Source organism: Branchiibius sp. NY16-3462-2 (assembly GCF_001594145.1).
GTDB lineage: Bacteria > Actinomycetota > Actinomycetes > Actinomycetales > Dermatophilaceae > Branchiibius.
In genome coordinates this window covers 141,597-161,958 of record NZ_LVCF01000043.1, presented here as the reverse complement: position 1 = coordinate 161,958, position 20,362 = coordinate 141,597, and the positions used below count along the sequence as shown (strand labels likewise).

General features: G+C 67.0%; 17 protein-coding genes. 8 read left to right on the top strand and 9 right to left on the bottom strand.

Annotated features, from left to right (window positions below):
• Positions 1–23 precede the first annotated feature (23 nt).
• From AZH51_RS16850 to AZH51_RS16820, 7 genes are read left to right on the top strand one after another with little or no spacing between them, the layout of a single operon-like run.
• Positions 24–596: a DUF177 domain-containing protein gene (locus AZH51_RS16850; RefSeq protein WP_291526015.1), complete on the top strand. Its 573-nt coding sequence runs from the start codon at positions 24–26 to the stop codon at positions 594–596.
• Position 597: 1 nt separating this feature from the next.
• A complete protein-coding gene (rpmF, locus tag AZH51_RS16845) occupies positions 598–792 on the top strand; it encodes a 50S ribosomal protein L32 (protein ID WP_291526014.1) in 195 nt (64 codons plus the stop codon).
• 16 nt (positions 793–808) lie between these two features.
• Positions 809–1,570 (top strand): ribonuclease III, encoded by a 762-nt coding sequence (gene rnc, locus AZH51_RS16840; protein ID WP_291526013.1) that lies wholly within the window; start codon positions 809–811, stop codon positions 1,568–1,570.
• Entirely contained in the window at positions 1,563–2,459 is an 897-nt protein-coding gene (gene mutM, locus AZH51_RS16835; protein ID WP_291526012.1) for a bifunctional DNA-formamidopyrimidine glycosylase/DNA-(apurinic or apyrimidinic site) lyase, read from the top strand. Before rnc ends, mutM begins: the two co-directional genes overlap by 8 nt.
• Positions 2,456–4,384, top strand: a complete 1,929-nt coding sequence (locus tag AZH51_RS16830) for a M3 family metallopeptidase (RefSeq protein WP_291526011.1) — start codon at positions 2,456–2,458, stop codon at positions 4,382–4,384. The genes mutM and AZH51_RS16830 overlap by 4 nt, the downstream gene beginning before the upstream one ends.
• A complete protein-coding gene (gene map, locus AZH51_RS16825; RefSeq protein ID WP_291526010.1) occupies positions 4,381–5,148 on the top strand; it encodes a type I methionyl aminopeptidase in 768 nt (255 codons plus the stop codon). Before AZH51_RS16830 ends, map begins: the two co-directional genes overlap by 4 nt.
• A 1-nt stretch (position 5,149) precedes the next feature.
• Positions 5,150–5,782: a nitroreductase family protein gene (locus AZH51_RS16820; RefSeq protein WP_291526009.1), complete on the top strand. Its 633-nt coding sequence runs from the start codon at positions 5,150–5,152 to the stop codon at positions 5,780–5,782.
• A 63-nt stretch (positions 5,783–5,845) separates the two neighbouring features.
• On the opposite strand, the gene AZH51_RS16815 is transcribed toward AZH51_RS16820, so the two are convergent.
• Complete coding sequence (locus AZH51_RS16815) at positions 5,846–7,450, bottom strand: DHA2 family efflux MFS transporter permease subunit (RefSeq protein ID WP_291526008.1); 1,605 nt, start codon at positions 7,448–7,450, stop codon at positions 5,846–5,848.
• 129 nt (positions 7,451–7,579) lie between these two features.
• Between AZH51_RS16815 and smc the strand changes: the two genes are divergently transcribed.
• Positions 7,580–11,143: a chromosome segregation protein SMC gene (gene smc, locus AZH51_RS16810; RefSeq protein ID WP_291526007.1), complete on the top strand. Its 3,564-nt coding sequence runs from the start codon at positions 7,580–7,582 to the stop codon at positions 11,141–11,143.
• Here smc and AZH51_RS16805 read toward each other — a convergent pair whose 3' ends face one another.
• From AZH51_RS16805 to AZH51_RS16770, 8 genes are all read right to left on the bottom strand, one after another.
• Positions 11,144–12,523, bottom strand: a complete 1,380-nt coding sequence (locus AZH51_RS16805; RefSeq protein WP_291526006.1) for a GH1 family beta-glucosidase — start codon at positions 12,521–12,523, stop codon at positions 11,144–11,146. It abuts the gene before it with no gap.
• The gene (locus tag AZH51_RS16800) at positions 12,520–14,484 is read right to left on the bottom strand and encodes a cellulase family glycosylhydrolase (protein WP_291526005.1); all 1,965 of its coding nucleotides are present in this window, start codon (positions 14,482–14,484) and stop codon (positions 12,520–12,522) included. Before AZH51_RS16800 ends, AZH51_RS16805 begins: the two co-directional genes overlap by 4 nt.
• The gene (locus AZH51_RS16795; RefSeq protein WP_291526004.1) at positions 14,481–15,290 is read right to left on the bottom strand and encodes a carbohydrate ABC transporter permease; all 810 of its coding nucleotides are present in this window, start codon (positions 15,288–15,290) and stop codon (positions 14,481–14,483) included. The genes AZH51_RS16800 and AZH51_RS16795 overlap by 4 nt, the downstream gene beginning before the upstream one ends.
• Positions 15,291–15,315: 25 nt before the next feature.
• On the bottom strand, positions 15,316–16,248 hold the full coding sequence (locus AZH51_RS16790; protein ID WP_291526003.1) for a carbohydrate ABC transporter permease: 933 nt from the start codon (positions 16,246–16,248) through the stop codon (positions 15,316–15,318).
• A 1-nt stretch (position 16,249) separates the two neighbouring features.
• Entirely contained in the window at positions 16,250–17,560 is a 1,311-nt protein-coding gene (locus tag AZH51_RS16785; protein WP_291526002.1) for an ABC transporter substrate-binding protein, read from the bottom strand.
• A 136-nt stretch (positions 17,561–17,696) separates the two neighbouring features.
• Entirely contained in the window at positions 17,697–18,725 is a 1,029-nt protein-coding gene (locus tag AZH51_RS16780; RefSeq protein WP_291526001.1) for a LacI family DNA-binding transcriptional regulator, read from the bottom strand.
• 111 nt (positions 18,726–18,836) lie between these two features.
• Entirely contained in the window at positions 18,837–20,039 is a 1,203-nt protein-coding gene (locus AZH51_RS16775; RefSeq protein ID WP_291526000.1) for a serine hydrolase, read from the bottom strand.
• 9 nt (positions 20,040–20,048) lie between these two features.
• The gene (locus tag AZH51_RS16770; protein WP_291525999.1) at positions 20,049–20,345 is read right to left on the bottom strand and encodes a hypothetical protein; all 297 of its coding nucleotides are present in this window, start codon (positions 20,343–20,345) and stop codon (positions 20,049–20,051) included.
• Positions 20,346–20,362: the final 17 nt, after the last annotated feature.

The window sequence follows — 20,362 nt, the reverse complement described above, 5'->3', positions numbered from 1 at the left end:
TCGCTCTACTTCTCGGACATGTGATGGCCTTCGAACCGCAACGCCCCCTGGTGCTCGACACCCGGGAGCTCGCGCGACGACCCGGTCAGATGGTGACCGAGCAGGTGCGCGTTCCGGCGCCGGATGCCCTGGGCAACGCCGTGATCGAGGTGCCCGCAGGTGAGCCCATGGGGCTGGACCTGCGCCTCGAGTCGGTGCTTGAAGGGGTTCTGGTGTCCGGGTCGGTGCAGGCCGAGGCCGTGGGTGCCTGCGTGCGGTGCCTGGATGACGTGACGTACGACGTCGATGTCACGTTCCAGGAGCTGTTCGCCTACCCCGACCGCGCCGCGCATCACCACGAGGTGGCGCCGGTGGACGACGAGGAAGAGATCTACGAGCTCGACGGTGACCTCGCCGATCTCGAACCGATGCTGCGCGATGCGGTAGTGCCCGCACTGCCGTTGCAACCGATGTGCCGGGAAGACTGTTTGGGTCTGTGCTCCGAGTGTGGAGCGCATCTGAACGATGACCCGGACCATCACCATGAAGTGTTAGACCCCAGATGGGCGGCGTTGAGCCAGTTGGCCAGCACGCCCGACGATGAGAAGAGGAACTGACGTGGCTGTCCCCAAGCGGAAGATGTCGCGCTCGAACACCCGCTCGCGCCGAGCCAACTGGAAGGCCAGCGCCACCCCGGTGCAGGCATGCCCGGTGTGCAGCTCGCCGAAGCAGGGCCACCAGGCCTGCCCGAGCTGCGGTGCCTACAACGGTCGGCAGTACTCGGCCGCGGTGCGCGCCGAACACCAGGACTGACACGCCCGACCAGGGCGTGAGCACCCAACGAGCGCGGCGGGACCCGACCGCCCGACCGGTCGAGGAACTCGCCGGAACCCTGCATGAGCTCAGCGGTACGTCGATCGACGTACCGCTGCTCTTGCGTGCCGTCACGCACCGCTCCTACGCCTACGAGAAGGGCCAGGGCAATGCGGTGCTGCCGCATAACGAGCGCCAGGAACTGCTCGGTGACTCGGTCCTCGGGTTGGTCGTCACGGACGAGTTGTACCGCCGCCACCCGGACCTGACCGAGGGCCAGCTGACGCCGATCAAAGCGTCGATCGTCAACGCTCGTGCCTGCGCGCAGGTGGCCCGCAGCATCGGCCTCGGCGCCTACGTCCTGTTGGGCAAGGGCGAACTGGGCAGTGGCGGCCGGGACAAGGATTCGATCCTCGCGGACGCCATGGAGGCGATCATCGGCACGGTCTACCTGTGCGGCGGTCTGCCCGCGGCTCAGCGATTCATCCTGGCGACCTTCGGGGACCTTTTCGAAGGCTCCCTCGAGCTGGGCCCCGGGCTGGACTGGAAGACCTCCCTGCAGGAGTTGTGCGTCGCCTTCGATGTGCCCGCGCCGCGGTACCTCGTCACCGAGGAAGGGCCGGACCACGACAAGGTCTTCACGGCGACCGTGGTCGTGGGGGAGGAGACCTTCGGCGCGGGTGTAGGACGCAACAAGAAGACCGCTGAGCAGAAGGTCGCCGAGATCGCCTGGCGGGAGATGTCGCAGCGACCGGTGCCCGACCTTCCGCGTGCCTGAGCTTCCCGAGGTCGAGGTCGTACGCCGTGGCGTGGCCGACCACGTGGTCGGCCAGCGGTTCACGCGGGCGCAGGTGAGCGGCGTACGCACAGCACGTCGGCACCTGGCCGGTCCCGCGGACCTGTCCGACCGCCTCACCGACCGATCGGTCGCGTCAGCGCAGCGCCGCGGCAAGTACCTGTGGCTCACTCTCGACGACGGGGACGAGGCGCTGGTCGTCCACCTCGGTATGAGCGGTCAGCTCCTCGTTGAGGAGCCGGATGCTCCGCTGGAGAAGCACGCCCACGCCGTCTTCGACCTCTCGGGCGGTCAGCAGTTGCGGTTCGTCGACCAGCGCACGTTCGGCGGGTTGCAGCTGACGCCCGTGGTGGCCTCGCAGGTCGACGGCAGGCCGGTGCCGGAGCCGGTCGCACACATTGCGGCCGACCCGTTGGAACGCGAATTTGACCAGCGCGCAACGGTTACGGCCATTCGACGGCGGCGTACCCAGATCAAACGGGCACTCCTGGATCAGTCGCTGGTGTCCGGCATCGGCAACATCTACGCCGACGAGGCGCTGTGGTCAGCCCGGCTGAACGGGTTGCGGGCCACCGACCGGTTGCCTGCCTCGAAGGTGGCCGAGGTGCTCGATGCGGCGTCCGGCGTGATGAACGCGGCGCTGGCCCAGGGCGGGACGAGTTTCGATGCCCTCTACGTCAATGTGAACGGGGCGAGCGGCTACTTCGACCGGTCGCTGCACGCCTACGGCCAGCAGGGCCGGCCCTGCGCCCGGTGCGGGACCATGATCGTCCGCGAGTCCTTTATGAACCGCTCGAGCCATTTCTGCCCGAAATGCCAGCCTCGCCCGCGCTCGGCGGGTTCAGCCACCCGGATTAGAGTCGGCCCGTGACGTCTGCTCCTGCCATCTTGTCCCCGCTCGCCCTGCCCGCACCGCAGGAGGCTCGCACCTGGCTGCTGCAGCGCTGCGACGACAGTCTTGCCAGCGCCGCACAGACCGTTGCGGATCTCAAAGCAGCCGACCAGCCATCCGCGCAGCAGGTGGTGGATGCGTGGAACGAGATCCAGATTGCGCTGAGCAACGCTTCGGCCGCGGCCTCGCTGCACTCCGAGACCCACCCCGACGAAGCCGTCCGGGAGGCCGGTGACGACGCCCAGCGCCGCATCGACGCCTTCTCCACGGATCTGGGCCTGGACCGCGAACTCTCCGACATCGTCAGTGCCGTCTCAGGCGATGGGCTCGACCACGACTCCGCGCGGCTGCTCAGCCGAATCCGCCGCGACTTCCATCGTTCCGGAGTTGACCGGGACGAAGCTACTCGTGCCCGGCTGAAGGAACTGGCTGAGCTGGAACTGGCCGCCAGCCAGGAGTTCAGCCGCAACATCCGCGATGGTGTGCGCCAGATCCGGGTGCGGCCCGAAGACCTCGCGGGACTGCCCGAGGACTGGCTGAACGATCATCCGGCCGACGACAACGGGCTCGTCACGGTGACCACGGACTACCCGGACTCCGTGCCGCTGATGAGTTTCTGCAACGTCCGGGCGACCCGTGAGGCGATGACCCTCGAACGACTCAACGTGGCGTGGCCGGTCAACGACGAGGTGCTGCTGCGACTGATCGCGTTGCGCCAGGAGCGTGCCGGTCTGCTGGGCTACGCGACGTGGGCCGACTTCGACGCCGAGGTCAAGATGATCAAGACGGGTACGGCGATCCGGGAGTTCATCGACAAGATCGCCGCCGCCGCGCACGACAGCGCGTTGCGGGACAAGGCGGTCGTGCTGCGCCGGCTGCAGGAGGACGAGCCCGGGGCCCGGGACATCACCTCGGTCGACCTCGCCTATTACGGCGAGTTGGTCCGTAAGGAGAAGTACGACGTTGATGCCCACCTGGTGCGCACCTACTTCGACTTCGCCGCAGTGCGCCAGGGTCTGCTGGACGTGACGGGCCGGTTGTTCGGCTTGTCGTGGGTCGCCGTACCTGATGCTCCCGTGTGGCATCCGGACGTCGCAGCGTACGACGTGGTCCGCGACGGTGAGCGCATCGGGCGGATCTACCTCGACCTGCACCCCCGGGACGGCAAGTTCAAGCACGCCGCCCAGTTCGACCTGGTCAACGGGGTCACCGGGCGGCAACTGCCCGAGGGGGCACTGGTCTGCAACCTCACCAAGGGGTTGATGGAGCACGACGAGGTCGTCACTCTGTTCCACGAATTCGGCCACCTGATCCACCACGTCGTCGGCGGCGACCAGCGGTACGCCCGGTTCTCCGGCGTGGCCACGGAGTGGGACTTCGTCGAAGCGCCCAGCCAGATGCTGGAGGAATGGGCCTGGGACCCGGCGGTTCTGGCGTCCTTCGCCAAGAACGCTGCGGGGGAGCCGATTCCGGCGGCGCTGGTTGAGCGGATGAAGAAGGGTGAGGACTTCGGCAAGGGCTACCAAGCCCGCACGCAGATGTTCTATGCCGGCCTGTCGCACGCGGTCTACACCGACCCGCAGACCGATGTGACCGCGACGCTGCGCGAGCAGCAGGAGCGCTACTCGGTCTTCCCGTACATCCCGGGCACCCACTTCCACTGCGCCTTCGGGCACCTGGACGGGTACAGCTCCGCCTACTACACGTACATGTGGTCGCTGGTGATCGCCAAGGACATGTTCAGCGCGTTCGACCCGCACGACCTGTTCGACCCGCAGGTGGCGGGGCGGTACCGCGACACGGTGCTGGCGCCCGGCGGGTCCCGGGACGCTGCGGATCTCGTGGCCGACTTCCTGGGCCGCCCGTATTCCTTTGACGCCTACGCGGATTGGTTGGCCCGATGATCGAACTCAAGTCGCCCGCCCAGATCGAGCAGATGAAGCCGGCGGGACATTTCGTCGCGTCGGTGATCACCGCGCTGGGTGAGGCTGCCGCCGTCGGGGTCAACCTGCTGGAGCTGGATGCCCTGGCGCACGACATGATCCGGGAGGCCGGAGCGGAGTCGTGCTACATCGACTACCACCCCAGCTTCGGGGCCATGCCGTTCGGCAAGGTCTTGTGCACGAGTGTGAATGACGCTGTGCTGCATGGACTTCCGCACTCCTACCGGCTCCGCGACGGGGATCTGCTGTCGGTCGACTTCGCGGCCTCGGTTGAGGGCTGGGTTGCGGACTCGGCGCTCTCGGTCGTCGTCGGCAACGCCCGGCCGGAGGACCTCAAGATCATCGACACCACTCAGCGGGCTCTCACCGCCGGCATCGAGGCGGCCCAAGCCGGAAACCGCCTCGGCGACATCTCCGCGGCGATCGCTGAGGTCAGCCGGGCGGCTGGGTACCGGATCAACACCCAGTTCGGCGGACACGGGGTGGGCCGCACGATGCACGGTGACCCGCACGTGCCCAACGACGGCAAGGCCGGGCGGGGACTCAAACTGCAGCCGGGTCTGGTGATCGCGATCGAACCCTGGCTGATGGAGGGCACCGACCAGATCTACACCGACAAGGACGGCTGGACGCTGCGCAGCAAGGACGGGTCCCGGGGTGCGCACAGCGAGCACACCATCGCCGTGACCGCTGACGGCCCGTTGATCCTGACCGCGAGGGACTGACGTGGTCTTCGATCTGGCCCAGACCGACGAGTTGCTCTCGACGACGCGGGCGGTCCGCAAACGCCTCGACCTCGAGCGACCCGTGGACCTCGACGTCCTGCTGGAGTGCATCGATCTTGCCCAGCAGGCGCCGACCGGTGGCAACCGGCAGGGGTGGCGCTTCGTGGTGGTCACCGACCCCGCGCAGCGGCAACTGATCGCCGATACCTACCGCCGGGTATCGCAGTCCTACTTTGCCTCTCGGGCAGCCACGCCGACCGACGACCAGACCGGGCGGGTGCGCTCCAGTTCGGACTACCTGCGCGACAACCTGGAACGGGTGCCGGCGATGGTGATCCCGTGCCAGCAGGGCCGGCCCGAGTCGCTGCCGCTCGCGGCGATGGCCTCCTACTTCGGCTCGATCATCCCGGCCACCTGGTCGATGATGCTGGCGTTGCGGGCCCGCGGACTCGGTTCGGTCTACACCACCTTGCACCTGGTCGACGACGGTGAGCAGGTCGTCGCCCGGGCCCTCGGAATCCCCGATGGGTGGACCCAGACCGCGCTGATCCCGGTGGCCTACACGATCGGCACCGACTTCAAACCGGCCAAGCGGCCGCCCGTCACCGAGATCGTCGGCGTCAACGGCTGGTAGGGCGCAACGGCAGACGCCCGCATCCGGAAGTCCGGATGCGGGCGTCTGCGTTTGCTGGCGGTGTCAGTGCACCATGACCGGTGGGACACCCTCGTCGTCCAGCAGGTGACTCTCCTCGTGCTTCTTGGGCAGGAAGAGTGACACCAGGAAGGTCAGTGCACACAGCGAGAACGCCACCATGAAACTGACCGCGAAGGCGTGCGCCATGTCCTTGTGCACCAGGTTCGTGAAGTTGGTCATCGCTTCCTGGGCGGTCTTGCCGAAGCTGGCGATGTACTGCTGGATGTCGGTCGGCACCGGCTTGCCCTGCTCCTGCGCCAACTGCGCGGCCTGTCCCGCGGTCACCGCCGGGCTGGCTTTGTACTGGTTGGTCAGGACCACCGAGATCACCGCAACACCAACCGAACTCGCGATCTGCTGAGTGATGTTCAGCAGGGTCGAGCCGCGAGCGATCTCATGCCCGTTGAGCGTGCGCAGGGCCGCGGTCATCAGCGGCATCATGGTGGCGCCCATTCCCAGACCCATCACGAACAGCACCGCGATCAGGTAGCCGTAGCTGGTGTCGGCCTGGATACGGGTCAGGCCGAACATGCCGGCCACGATGATCGCCAGTCCGACCGGCACGATGCGTCCGACGGGGAACTTGTCGGCCAGCGCTCCGGCGAGGGGCATCGTCAGCATGGCGCCCAGACCCTGCGGCGCGACCAGCAGACCGGACTGCAACGCGGACTCGCCGCGCACCTGCTGGAAGTAGGTCGGAACCAGCAGCAGTCCGCCGAAGAAGGCGGCCGCGAACAGGAACATCGTGATCACGGAGATCGACAGGTTGAAGTTCCTGAACAGACGCAGATCCAGCAACGGGTGTCGGGGTTTGAACGAGTAGAAGACGAAGGCGATCACCAGCGCCAGGCCGATGAGGCCAGGGATCAGCACCTTCGCCGACGCCACGCTGCCGGCCTCGGGGATGGAGGACACGCCGTACAGGAACAGAGCCAACCCGGGGGACATCAGCAACATGCCGATGAAGTCGAAGGATTCGCTCGGGGTCGGGTTGTCCTTGGGCAGGATGAACCAGGCGTAGACCAGAGCGATCAGCCCCAGCGGCAGGTTGATCAGGAAGATCCAGTGCCAGCTGGCGTGCTCGATCAGGTACCCACCGATGATCGGGCCGAGGATCGGCCCGAGCAGCATCGGCACACCCAGGATGGCCATCAGCCGGCCCATCCGTTGTGGTCCGGCGGCGCGGGTCATGATCGTCATGCCCAGCGGCATCAGCATGCCGCCGCCCAGGCCCTGCACCACGCGGAACGCGATCAGCATGCCGATGCTGTCGGCGGCGGCGCACAGCACCGAACCAAGGGTGAAGAGCAGGATCGCCATCATGTAGAGGCGTTTGGTGCCGAACCGGTCGGCTGCCCAACCGGTCAGCGGGATGACGGTCGCCAGCGCCAGGGTGTAGGCGGTGACGGTCCACGCGACGGTGGAGTAATCGGCGACCTGCAGGTCCTTCTGGAAGGTCGGCAGGGCGACGTTGACGACGGTGATGTCGAGGATCGACATGATCGCGCCCAGGACGACGACGCCGGCGATCTTCAGGACGGCGGCGTCGATCTTCTCGGGATACTCGTGCGGAGCGCCCGGGGTGACGGAGGAGGGGGCTTCAGACATGCAGACAACCGTACTCGGAACCGGTGACAGCCTCCGCATCGTTTTCGGCCGGTCGGTCACCGCTGCCGGGCCCTGCCCGCATTAGGCTCACCCCGAAGGATTGTCGCCATCGCACGAGACGGGCTGTCGTTGTACGTCAAGAACCTGACCCTGAAGGGCTTCAAATCGTTCGCCTCGGCGACCTCGATGCGCCTTGAGCCGGGTATCACCTGCATCGTGGGCCCCAACGGCTCCGGCAAGTCCAACGTCGTCGATGCCCTGGCCTGGGTCATGGGTGAGCAGGGCGCCAAGAGTCTGCGCGGCGGCAAGATGGAGGATGTCATCTTCGCCGGAACCCCGGGCCGGGCTGCGCTGGGCCGGGCAGAGGTGTCGCTGACCATCGACAACTCCGATGGTGCGCTGCCCATCGACTACACCGAGGTGACCATCACCCGGACGATGTTCAAGGGTGGCGGCTCGGACTACGCGATCAACGGCACCTCCTGCCGGCTGCTGGACATCCAGGAACTGCTGTCCGACTCCGGTATCGGCCGGGAGATGCACGTCATCGTCGGGCAGGGGCAGCTGGATGCCGTGCTGCGGGCCACCCCGGAGGAGCGGCGCGGTTTCATCGAAGAAGCCGCCGGGGTGCTCAAGCACCGCAAGCGCAAAGAGCGGGCCCTGCGCAAACTCGATGCGATGGAAACCAACCTGGCCCGCGCTACCGATCTGACCGCCGAGATCCGCCGTCAGTTGGGGCCGCTGGGTCGCCAGGCGCAGACCGCGCGCCGGGCAGCGACCATCCAGGCGGAGGTCCGGGACGCCCGGCTGCGGCTGCTTGCCGATGATCTGGTCCAGTTGACCAGCACCCTGGAGCAGGAGGTGGCCGACGAGCAGGCGGTGTTGCAGCGTCAGCACGCGGTCGAGGCGCAACTGGTCACGGCCAAGGGACGCCTCGAGGCGTTGGAGGCTGAAGCGGCCCAGCAGGCGCCCGCCGTGGATCAGGCAGCCGCCCGGTGGTACGCCGCGAACGCCCTGGCCGAGCGCGTCGCCGCGACCGGTTCGCTGGCCGCAGAGCGGGTGCGGCTCCTGGCCGAGCACGAGGCCAGCGAACAGCAGTCCTCCGGTCGTGATCCGGAGAAGTTGCGTGAGCAGGCCGCCCGGTTGCGTGAGGACCACGAGCGTCTCGGTGGTGAGATCGACCGCGCGGCAGCGGCCTTGGAAGCGGCGGTGCAACGCCGCACCGATCTGGAGCAGGCGCACCAGGAGGAGCAGCAGCGGCTGCAGCGGGTCGCCCGGGCGATCGCCGACCGTCGCGAAGGTTTGGCGAAACTCGAGGGTCAGGTTGCTGCCCGGCACAGCCGGATCGATGCGGCACAGGGGGAGTTGGACCGGTTCGACGCGTCGGAGGCCGACATCGCGCAACGGCTCGCCGACGCCGAGCGCGAGTACGCCGAACTCGAGGCGGGCATCGCCGCCGACGAGCAGGGTGAGGCCGATCTGGACACTGTCTACGAGGCGGCCGAGGCCAAGCGGGTCGAGGCGGCCGCGGCCCTGGAGGAAGCTCTCGAGGCCGAGCGCACTGCTGACCGGGACCGCTCCAGCCTGCAGGCGCGTCTGGATGCGCTGTCTCTCGGTCTGCGACGCACCGACGGTGCCGCGCACTTGCTCGCCGCGGACGACGCCGACGGGATCGCCGGGCGGTTGTCCGAGCAACTGACCATCGAGTCCGGCTCCGAGGCGGCGATCGCTGCCGCTCTGGGCTGGGCCGCCGACGCGATCCTCGTCGCGGATCTGGAGACCGCCGGTCAGGCCGTCGGGCGGTTGCGTCGCGAGGAAGCCGGCAGCGCCGGATTGGTGATTTCCGGTACGCCGACCCCCACCGTGGCTGCCCCGTCTCACCTTCCCGACGGCGCACGTCCCGCTCTCGCGGCGGTGACCGCTGCCCCGGAGGTCGCGGGGGTCGTGGATCAGTTGCTGCGCGACGTGGTGCTGGTGGATTCGGTCGATGTCGCGAAAGCTGTTGTGCGGCAGGACGACTCGCTGACTGCTGTGACGCTGGACGGGGACGTGTTCGCCCGGCGGTTCGTCCGGGGCGGATCGGCCGGTGCACCGAGTCTGCTGGAGATCCAGGCAGCGGTCGACGAAACACAGACGGCGCTGGACGAGGCCACTGCCCGTGCTGAGCAGGCCCGCTTCGCCAGCACGGGACTGCGTGCGAAGGTCCAGGAGCACAGCGAAGCAGCGGAGGCCGCCCTCTCCAGGCTCGGCGAGTCCGATGCCCGCATGGCGGCCATCGCGGAGCAACTCGGCCGGCTCGGACAGGTCATTCGGGGCGTGACGGGGGAGCGCGCCCGGTTGGAGCAGTCCCGCACCCAGGCGCAGGAGGCCGTGACCGCCCATCGCACCGAGTTGGCCGATCTGGAGCAGCGGTTGGCCGATGCGCAGGCTGATGGCGATGACCTGGCCGAACCCAGCACCGACGAGCGCGACCGGTTGGCCGTCGAGGCGGCTGCCGCACGGTCCGCCGAGACCGACCAACGGCTGAACCTGCGCACCCGTGAGGAGCAGGCGCGTTCGTTGAAGGAGCGCGTCGATGGCCTGGAGGCCGCTGCCGAGTCCGAACTGCGTGCCCGCGAACGTGCCCGCCAGGCCAGAGCGCGACGGGAGGCACAGGCCACCGTGGCACGCGCCGTACAGCACGGGTGCCGGCAGACCAAGGGACTGGTCGACACCGTCCTGACCGTCGCGAAGATCCAACGGGAGGAAGCAGAGGCCGCCCGCACGGTGCGGGACACCGCCCTGCGGGAGCAGCGCTCGGCCGTCGCGGCGATCGGCGACCAGCTGCGGGAGTTGACCGACACGGTCCACCGCGACGAAGTGGCGCGCGCCGAGCAGCGGTTGCGGATCGAAGCGATGCAGACGCGGGCCGTTGAGGAGCTCGGTATCGAACCCGACGTGCTGGTCGAGGAGTTCGGCCCGCACCAACTCATCGCGCACATCCCCGGACCGGACGAGGGTGCCGATGATCTGCCCGAGCCGATCCCCTTCGAGCGGGCCGCCCAGGAGCAGCGGTTGCGCTCGGCGGAGCGGCGGCTGTCGCAGCTGGGGCGGGTCAATCCGTTGGCGTTGGAGGAGTTTGCGGCGCTGGAGGAGCGGCACAAGTTCCTCACCGAGCAGCTGGAAGACCTCAAGAAATCCAAGGCAGACCTGCTGGACATCGTGGCCGAGGTCGACCAGCGGGTGCAGCAGGCGTTCGCGGATGCTTTCGTCGACACCGCCGAGCAGTTCGAGGGGGTGTTCTCCCGGCTCTTCCCCGGTGGCGAGGGCCGCCTGGTGCTGACGGATCCGGACGACATGCTCACCACCGGCATCGAGGTCGAGGCGCGTCCGCCGGGCAAGAAGATCAAGCGGCTGTCGCTGCTGTCCGGTGGTGAACGCTCCTTGGTGGCAGTGGCGTTGCTGGTATCGATCTTCAAGGCCCGGCCCAGCCCGTTCTACATCATGGACGAGGTCGAGGCCGCTCTGGACGACGCCAACCTGGGCCGGTTGATCACGCTGTTCGAGGAGCTGCGCGACTCCAGCCAGCTGATCGTGATCACCCACCAGAAGCGCACGATGGAGGTCGCCGACGCGCTCTACGGTGTCTCCATGCGTGGGGATGGTGTGACCACCGTTGTGTCGCAACGGATCCGGGACGTACAACCCGCCTGATCAGGCGACGGCGCTCGTTCGTTGCGCCGCGATCAGGTCGCGGTACCAGCGGAAACTGGTCTTCGGGATCCGGCGCTGCGTCGGGTAGTCGACGTAGACCAGCCCGAATCGCATCCGGTACCCCTCGGCCCACTCGAAGTTGTCCAGCAGCGACCAGCAGAAGTAGCCGCGCACGTCGACGCCCTCGGCGACCGCCGCTGCGACAGCGTCGAGGTGCTCGTGTAGGTAGCGCACCCGATCAGGGTCATCGACGCTTCCGTCCGGTGCGATGACGTCATCGCAGGCCCGCCCGTTCTCCGTGATGTAGATCGGCGGCAACGTCGGGTAGTTGTCCCGCAGCCATACCAGCAACCGCCGCAATCCATCGGCCTCGACGGGCCAGCCGATCTGCGTGGTCTCACCGCGCGGGTCGATGACATCGTGGATACCGAGGTCGGTGGCGGTCCGCCGTGCCGGGTCGGGTTCGTCATAGCCGACCGCTTCGACCCGGCTCGGGAAGTAGTTGTTCACTCCGAGGAAGTCCAGGGGTGCGCTGATCACCGGCAGATCCTCATCGCGCAGCCAGCCGAAGTCCGTGATGGGAGCGTAGGTTTCGCGTGCGAGGGCCGGATAGCGGCCCGCCAGGATCGGGTCGGTGAACAGCAGGTTGGAGTTCATCAGGGCTCGCTCGGCCGCTGCTTGGTCCTGGGCGCTATCGCTGGCCGGCTGGACCGGCTGCAGGTTGAGGGTGACCCCCACCCGGGCGGTCACGTCGGAGCGCAGCACCTGTGTCGCGAGGCCGTGTCCGAGCGCCAGGTGGTACGCCGCGGCGAGTGCACCGTCACCTTCCCTCGCCCCGGGTGCGTGCCGGCCGGTGCCGTAGCCGAGCATCGAGGAACACCACGGCTCGTTGAGGGTGATCCAATCCTTCACCCGATCCCCGAGGCGATCGTGGGCGATCTGCGTGTACTGCGCGAATCGCTCTGCGGTGGAGCGCATCCGCCAGCCGCCGGCGTCTTCCAGCGCTTGGGGCAGATCCCAGTGGTACAGCGTCACAACCGGGGTGATGCCGCGATCAAGCAACCCGTCGACCAACCGGTCATAGAAGTCCAGACCGGCGGTGTTACCGACGCCGGTGCCGTCCGGCTGGATTCGCGGCCAGGCCAGCGAGAAGCGGTAGGCGTCTACCCCTAACTGGTCCAGCAACTCCACGTCCTCGGCCCAGCGATGGTAGTGATCACAGGCCACGTCGCCGGTGTCACCGTTGAAGGTGCGACCTGGCGTATGACTGAACGTGTCCCAGATGGACGGTGTCCGTCCGCCCTCGGCCACCGCCCCTTCGATCTGGTACGACGCGGTCGCCGCTCCGAACACGAAACCGGCGGGTAGGGGGTGGGTCACGATGAGGCTCCTGGGGTGATGGGGTGGATCAGGACGTCGACGCCGTACGGCGCGAGGGTGCGTTGACCGGTCACCGAACCGCCCTGCAGCGTGGTCAGATCCGGATCGGGGTCATAGGTCACGGGCTCGTCGGAAGCGTTGACGTACCAGTGAAATTCGCGACCGTCCTCGTGGCTGAGGCGATCGGTCATGACTCGCGGATCGGCGCCTGCGGGCTGGTCGGGTAAGCCGGCGAGCAGACCCAGCGCCCGGTAGATGCGCCAGGTCGGATCGGGGTTGGCCCGCGCACGGCTGGCGGCGAAGTACTCCAGTGGAAGGGTGCACAGCACGGCCTGCCCTTCACCGCGCGCCGCGCGCAGCAACACAGGCCGCCCGTGCTGGTCCCGTGCCACCACGATCGCATCGGTCGGCTCGACCGGCAGGATCGCCCGGCCGTCCGCTGTACCCGCCACGGGAATGCGCACGGTCTCTCCGGCGGCGATGTCGCCGAAGTCCTCGTCGAAGTGCACCACCACCTCATCGTCGAGAACCGGCTCGACCAGTCCGTAACTCAAGGTGTGGCGTGCGCCGAAAAGCGGCTCCATCCCGGTCCACCAGGGGCCGCGCTGGGCTGTTGCGTCCCCCGTGCCGTACGACGCGAAAACCGTTGCGCCAGAGGCGGCCAGCTCGCGCAGCCGGCGCCAGGTCGGGGTGGTGACGGCCTTGGTCGACGGCAGGATCCACAGGGCGGGTTCCGCGGGCAGACCGTCGGCTTCGCGGATGACGGCCGGCGCCATCCCTGCCTCCCGCAGCGCGATGTACGCCTGCTCGGCGTGGCGGAACACATCGGTGCGATGCACCGGATCGACGAACCAGTTGTCCGGTGCATCCAGATAGGCACTGACCAGCAGGGCTACCGGACTGGGCACCCGTCGGCACCGGGGCAGGTCGATGGCGTCGAGGATCTCTGCGAAGCGGCGCATTTCAATCAACTGCGGTTTGGGCTCTCCGGTCACGTCGGTGAGACCGAAGTGCTGCTCGAACGGTTGGTGACGGTACGGGTCGAGATCCCCGAGGTTGTCGAAGTCGGTGTTGTTCCATGCCAACCAACCGGTCGACCCGGCAAGCAGGGACAGGTGCAGCACCTGTCGGTAGTAGTCGGCCGCGTGCTCGTCACTGGTGAAGTCGCTGGTGACGCCGAACTCCTCAAGCACCACGGGAAGGTTTGCGACAGAGGTCAATTCGCAGATGAACGCCGCGCGTAGATGTTGCCGGACGGGGTCGTCTCCCATCGGGTAGACGTGCGGACCGACGAAGTCACTCAACGCCGCCAGGTCGCGCACACTGAAGCCGTTGTCGGCGCCGGTCACCTCGACGCCCCAGGCGCCATCACCGAAGGAGAGCGGCTGGTCACCACCACCGGCTCGTACGGCGTTCGCCACGATCCGTGCCCATGAGGACACGGTCGCCCGGTCGGCGGAGCGGTCGTAGTTGGGCATCTCGTTGCTGATCAGCCAACCGCCGATCGCGGGGTGGTCGGCGAACCGCTCGGTCACCGCCTCGATGTACCAGGCCTGTTGGGCCACCATCCACACGTCGCCGTACAGGTCCCGGCCTGCTCGCCACGCCGGGTCCCAGTTCTGCCCGGACATGTGCCCGACCAGAAAGGTCGGGATGGTCTGCATCCCCAGTTCCTGGTGGGCGTCCAGGAAATCAGCGAACCGGTCCAGGACGTCCTGGTCGAGCACACCGGGCTCGGGGACCGCGTGCGGCCAGAACAGGAACGACCTGGTCACGCCGAGGCCATGCTCGTGCAGGGTGCGCAGTTCGGTCCGGACAAGACCGGCGTCGTAGGAATGCCACATGAACGGTCCGCCGCTGCGTGACCAGAAGTTGACCCCCAACCAGACCAGGGGTCGGCCGTCGGTGGATCGGACGCAGGCCGAGGGCCGGGGTACGGACCGGGTCATAGGTGTGCTCACTTCACGGCTCCTGCGGTCAGGCCGGCCACCAGATAGCGCTGCAAGAGCAGAAAGGCCACGACGATGGGCACGCTCACGACCAGCGAGGCGGCCATCACCTGGTTCCAGTAGACGTTGATCTGCGTGGAGTAGCTCTGCAGGCCGATGGACAGCGTCTGGGTATCGGTGTTGGTCATCTGGGAGGCGAACAGGATCTCGCCCCAGGAGGTCATGAAGGCGTAGACGGCTACGGCGATCACCCCCGGCCTGGCTGCCGGCAGGATGACCTGCCACAGGGTGCGCATGGTGCCGGCACCGTCCACCTTGGCCGCTTCGTCGAGTTCACGAGGAATGCCGTCGAAGTAGCCCGCCAGCATCCAGATCGAGAACGGCAGCGTGAACGTCAGATAGGTGACGATCAGGCCGAGGCGGGTCTGGTAGAACACCGTCGTCCCGAACACCTTGTCCAGGTTGACGAAGATCAGGAACAGCGGCAGCAGGAACAGGATTCCCGGGAACATCTGGGTGGACAGGATCGTGCCGGTGAACAGGCGTCGACCCCGGAAGCGCCACCGGGAGACCGCGTAGCCCGCCAGGATCGCGATCAGCACGCTGAACACGGTCGCGACGCTGCACACGATCAGGCTGTTGGTGAAGTATTTGGCCAGGGGGACGGTCTGCCAGATGTCCTTGAACGGCTGCAGCGTCGGGTGGCTGGGCCACCATTCGAACTCGCCCTGGACGTCACCCAGTGGTTTGATCGCGCCGGTCACCATGACCCACAACGGCACCAGGACGATCAGGCCCAGGACGAAGAGCACCACCACCCGAAAGATCCTGAAAGACAAGGGCTCACGCACGACGCGACCTCCGGTTGACGATGAGCAGATAGCACGCGGTGACCACCAGCAGGAACAACAGCAACAGCACCGACATCGCCGAGCCGAGTCCGAAGTTCCAGTTGATGAAGGACGCACCGTAGATGTGGATGGACACCAGATCGGCGCTGCTCGGCGGCTGGGAACCGAACAGGACGAACGGGGTGTTGAAGTCGTTGAACGTCCACAGGAAGAGCATCAGGATCAACACCACATTCACCGACCGCAACGCGGGCATGGTGATGTAGCGGACCTGCTGCCAGACCGAGGCACCATCCACCGACGCTGCGTCGTACTGGTCCTCGGACACGTTCTGCAGACCGGCCAGCAGCATCAGGAAGGCGAACGGCCACGAGCGCCAGATGGCGACGACAACCGCTGACCAGAAGGCATTACCGCCCAGCAGCCAGAAGGTGTTGCCGTCAGTCAGCCCGACCGACTTCAGGACGTGATTCACCAGGCCGTTGTCGCGCTGCAACATGAAGCTCCAGGTGATGATGCCGGCGTAGATGGGCATGGCGTAGGGCACCAGGAACAACGTCCGGAAGAACCCGCGGCCACGGAAACTGCGGTGCACGACCAATGCCGCGGACATTCCGAAACTCCACGAAACCCCAAGCACCAGAAGGGTGTACGCCGCGGTGATGAGGAAGGAGTGGGCCAGACCCTTGCCGACGGGGGAGGACACGTCCAACGCGATGCGGTAGGCGGTAAGGCCGTGGTAGGGCGCCTCGGACCAGTTGGCGATGTAGAACTGGGTCAGATCCACGAAGGACATCCACACCCCGACGAGCATCGGGATGATGTGGATCAACAGTTCGAGCAGGACCGCCGGAAGGATGAGCAGATAGGGGGCGAGCCGGCGGCCGGGACGCCGCCCGCCGGCTCGCTGAACGGAGACCGACATGTCAGCCGGCGGCCGCCATCGTGTCCTGGGCCTTCTGCAGAGCGGCCTTGATGTCGTCATCGCTGGGGGCCTTGCCCGTCGCCGCCTGGGCGGTCAGCTGAACCACGGCGTTGCCGACATTCGTCTCGTAAGCGGCCTCGTTGGGCACGAGCGGCAGGGGGACAGCGCGGGTGTTCAAGATCTCCTGGAAGGTCTTGGCCTCATCAGCGTTGTCCGTGAAGTTCGGTGTCACGCCCTTCAGGACCGGCAGGGCGGCGAAGGGCTTGTCGAAGATCTTCTGCTCCTCCTCGCTGGTCATGAAGTTGACGAACTTCAACGCCGCGTCCTTGTTCTTGGTGTTCTTGAACACCGACAGGTTGATGCCGGCCACGAAGCTGGCGGTGTTCTTCGGGGCGTTCGCCGGAGCAGGAATCGCCACGACGCCGTACTCGTCGGACTTCATCCCGTCGGCGACCAGGGTGTTGTCGGCGTTGTTCTGGCTCATCAGCATGGCGGCCTTGCCCTTGGCGAAGTCACCGGGTGCCTCCGGGCCGTTCTTGTACTGCGCGCTGCTCGGATTGACCACGCCGTCAGCCATCAGATCCACGTACTGCTTGACGCCCTGGACCTGACCGGCAGAGGTGAAGTCCGCCTTGCCGTCGGTGGTGAAGGGGTTGGAGTCCTGCTGCTGACCGAAGATGAAGGCGAAGTGCACGCCCTCGGTGTAGCTGCCGCCCTCCATGGCCATGCCGTAGACGCCCTTGCTCTTGTCGGTGAGCTTCTTGGCCGCGTCCTGCAATTCCTCCCACGTCGTCGGAGGCTTCAGTCCGGCGTCGGCGAACATCTTCTTGTTGTAGTAGAGGCCGTAGACCAGCGAATACAGCGGCACCGAGGTCGGATCCTTGCCGGCCATTCCGCCGGTCGCCAGTGACGCCGGCACGAACTTGTCCTTGCCCCCGATCGCTTTGAACTCCGCGTCCCCGAACGGCAGGAAGGCACCGGTCGCCTGCAGCGAGGGCGCCCAGGTGTTTCCGATGTTCAGCACGTCCGGTCCGTTGCCGGAGGTGGTGGCCGCGAGGATCTTGTTCTGCAGGTCGGGCCAGCCGATCACCTGCAGGTTGACCTTGACCCCGGTCTGCTTCTGGAACTTGTCCAGTTCCGGCTGCAGGACCTTCTGGTCGTCCTGCAACGACGCGCCCTGGTTGCTGGCCCAGTAGGTCAACGTGGTGCCACTGCCGCCGCTGCCACTGCTTGAACTGGATCCGCTTCCGCAGCCGGCGATTCCGACGAGGGCCGCCGACACCGCGACCGCCGTGATGAGACGTACTTTCACAAGAGTCCTCCTGCTGAGTCCGCGGCCCCGTCGCCGCAGTGAGATCTACATCACAACACTTACCCGGTTAAGTTGCCAGACCCAACAAATCGCCGTTATCGAATTGTTAACCGGGTAAGTGGAGGACCGAACGGGCTCAGCGCGCGGCGCGGGCCGGCCCGGTGCTGTCCCGGATGACGATGTCGGACGGCGTCACGCGCACCCGGCCCCGGTCTACTCCCGCGATGCGATCCAGCAGGACGGTGGCCGCCTGCTCGCCGTACGCCTCGGTCTCACGAGCCAGCGCCGTGATGGGGGTTGCGACCATCTCGGTCAACGGGGAGTCGTCCCAGGAAATCACTGAAACATCCTGTGGCACAGTGAACCCGGCGTTCTCGAGCTCTCGTTGTCCGGCGACGGCGTTGAGGTCATTGGCGTACACGATGGCCGTCGGTGCGGTGGTGGGATCGGCCATCAGCGAACGGGTCGCCTGCACTGCCGCCGCGGCGTCGTAGGCCGCCGACCGGCTCAGCAGGTCCAGGCCATGCCGCGCTGCAGCCCGTTGCATTCCCCGTTGCCGACCACGTTCGTGCGCAAACTCGCGCGGGCCCGCGATATGCGCGATGCGCCGGTGACCAAGTCCCGCGAGATAGTCCGTCAGCGTCTCGGCGTCGGCGGCCTGGTCGGTCCACAAACACGGCATCGTCGTGTCACGACGCGGACCCCCGCACAGCACGGCGGGTAGCCCGAGCTCATCGACGGCGGTGATGCGCGGATCGCGGTGCCGCTCGTCGACCAGGATCACCCCATCGATGCGGCCCTCGCCCCACCACTTGCGATATACCTCGACCTCCTGGTCGGGATGGTCACCGATGATCCGTAGCAGAAGACTCCAATCCCGTTTGGCCAGAGCGGTTTCCACCCCCACCAGGAACCGGATGAAGAACGATTCGATCGCAACCGTCTGCGCCGGTCGGGCCAGAGCAAGCCCGATGACCTTGGTGTGAAAGCCGCCGAGGGCCCGTGCGCTCGCGCTGGGCTGCCAGCCCAGATTCCGGGCGACGTCAAGGACTCGTTGGCGCGTCTGTTCCCCCACGCCGGGTTGTCCGTTCAGGGCGTAAGAGACCGCCGCCTTCGAGATCTGCAGTTCGCGGGCGATGTCGGCGATGGTCGGCCTGGTGGCCATAGCGGTCTCCTGTCGGGCCCGGAGGGGGTTCCGGCCGTGGTGGAGTCTACTTATCCGAGTAAGCCGGCGTCCGGAGAATGCGGACGAACGGCGGACGAACGACTGAGCCGATCAGTCCACCAACGCTGCGTAGGTGATCTGCTTCAGCAGCGGTCGGATCGGCAGGGCAGAGGACGGGATCAGTTGGGTCATGAAGATCGCGGTGAGGTCTTCGATCGGGTCGATCCAGAAGTACGTCGATGCCAGGCCGCCCCAGCCGTACTCGCCGGGGGAGGACGCGATGCCGGTTGCCACCGGGTCCAGGGTCACCGAGAAGCCGAGTCCGAAACCCACTCCGGTGAACGGAGTTTCGGCATACAGCGGGACGCCGAACTCCTCGAGGTCGGCGTCACCGGGCAGGTGGTTGGTGGTCATGAAATCCAGCGTCCGCGAGCTCAGCAACCGTGTGCCGTCCAATCCGCCGCCGCCCAGCAGGAAGTCGGCGAACCGCTGGTAGTCGGCCATGGTCGAGTACAGGCCGCCACCTCCCGACAGGAACTTCGGCGTGGACGCTGGGTCGGGCCCGAACTTCTCCAGGATCCGCGCACCGTCGGGGGTGTGCAGGTGCAGTGTTGCCAGCCGGGATGGGTCGACCGCGTGGAAGGCAGTGTCGGTCATCCCCAGCCGGGTGAGAATCTCCTCGGAGAAGAAGGAGTCCAACGACCGTCCGGAGGCGACCTCGACAACGCGCCCGAGGACATCGGTCGCGACGCTGTACAGCCAACTGGTGCCCGGCTCGAACCGCAGTGGCATCGCAGCGAAGGCATCGCACGCGGTCGCGAGGTCCTTGTCGGCCGGATTGAACTCGTAACCGGCGAGCCGGTAGATCTCGTCGGTGACGTGGGTGCGGTGGAACCCGTAGGTCAGCCCGGAGGTGTGCGTCAGCAGGTGTTTGATCAGCATCGGCCGCGCCGCCGGATGGGTGACGGGCGCGGTCGCCGGCCCCCCGGCGTACACGCGCAGATCGGCAAACGACGGGATGTACGCCGAGACAGGGGCATTCAGATCCAGGCTGCCCTGCTCGTAGAGCATCATCGCTGCCACCGAGGTGATCGGCTTGGTCATCGAGTAGATCCGATAGATCGCGTTGTCGAGCGCACGCGCAGCCCCGGTCTGTCCTGCGCTGCCCAGGCTTGCGACCACCTGGCCGCGACGCGAGACCTGGAAGGTCCAGTCCGGCAGGCCGCCGCGAAGTTGATACGGCGCCAGGGCCTGCGCGATATGACGGATTCGGTCGCGGTCCACGCCGTGGGCCGCAGAAGTGGTGTCAGTCACACGCGCAGGTTATGCGGCGGGTGAGTCCGAGTTGCCGGAGTCGCCGGCCCGGCGCCGGATGGGTCGACCGTGCTGGGTGACCTTCGGTTCAAGCTCGGTCTCGGTCTCGGCCTCGGCGCTGGAGCCATCCCGGCGCAGCACCTTCTCGGTCACCTTCTCCGTCTTCGATGTCACCGTGGAGACCAGTTCCTCGGCTCGATCGGTCAGGATCTCCCGGCCCTCGCGGCGGGCGGGAATGGCTACGACCGCGACCACCGCGGCCGCCAGGGCGACACAGAGCAGCAGGGCGAGAATCAACCAGACCATGGTCCTATTCTGCCTGG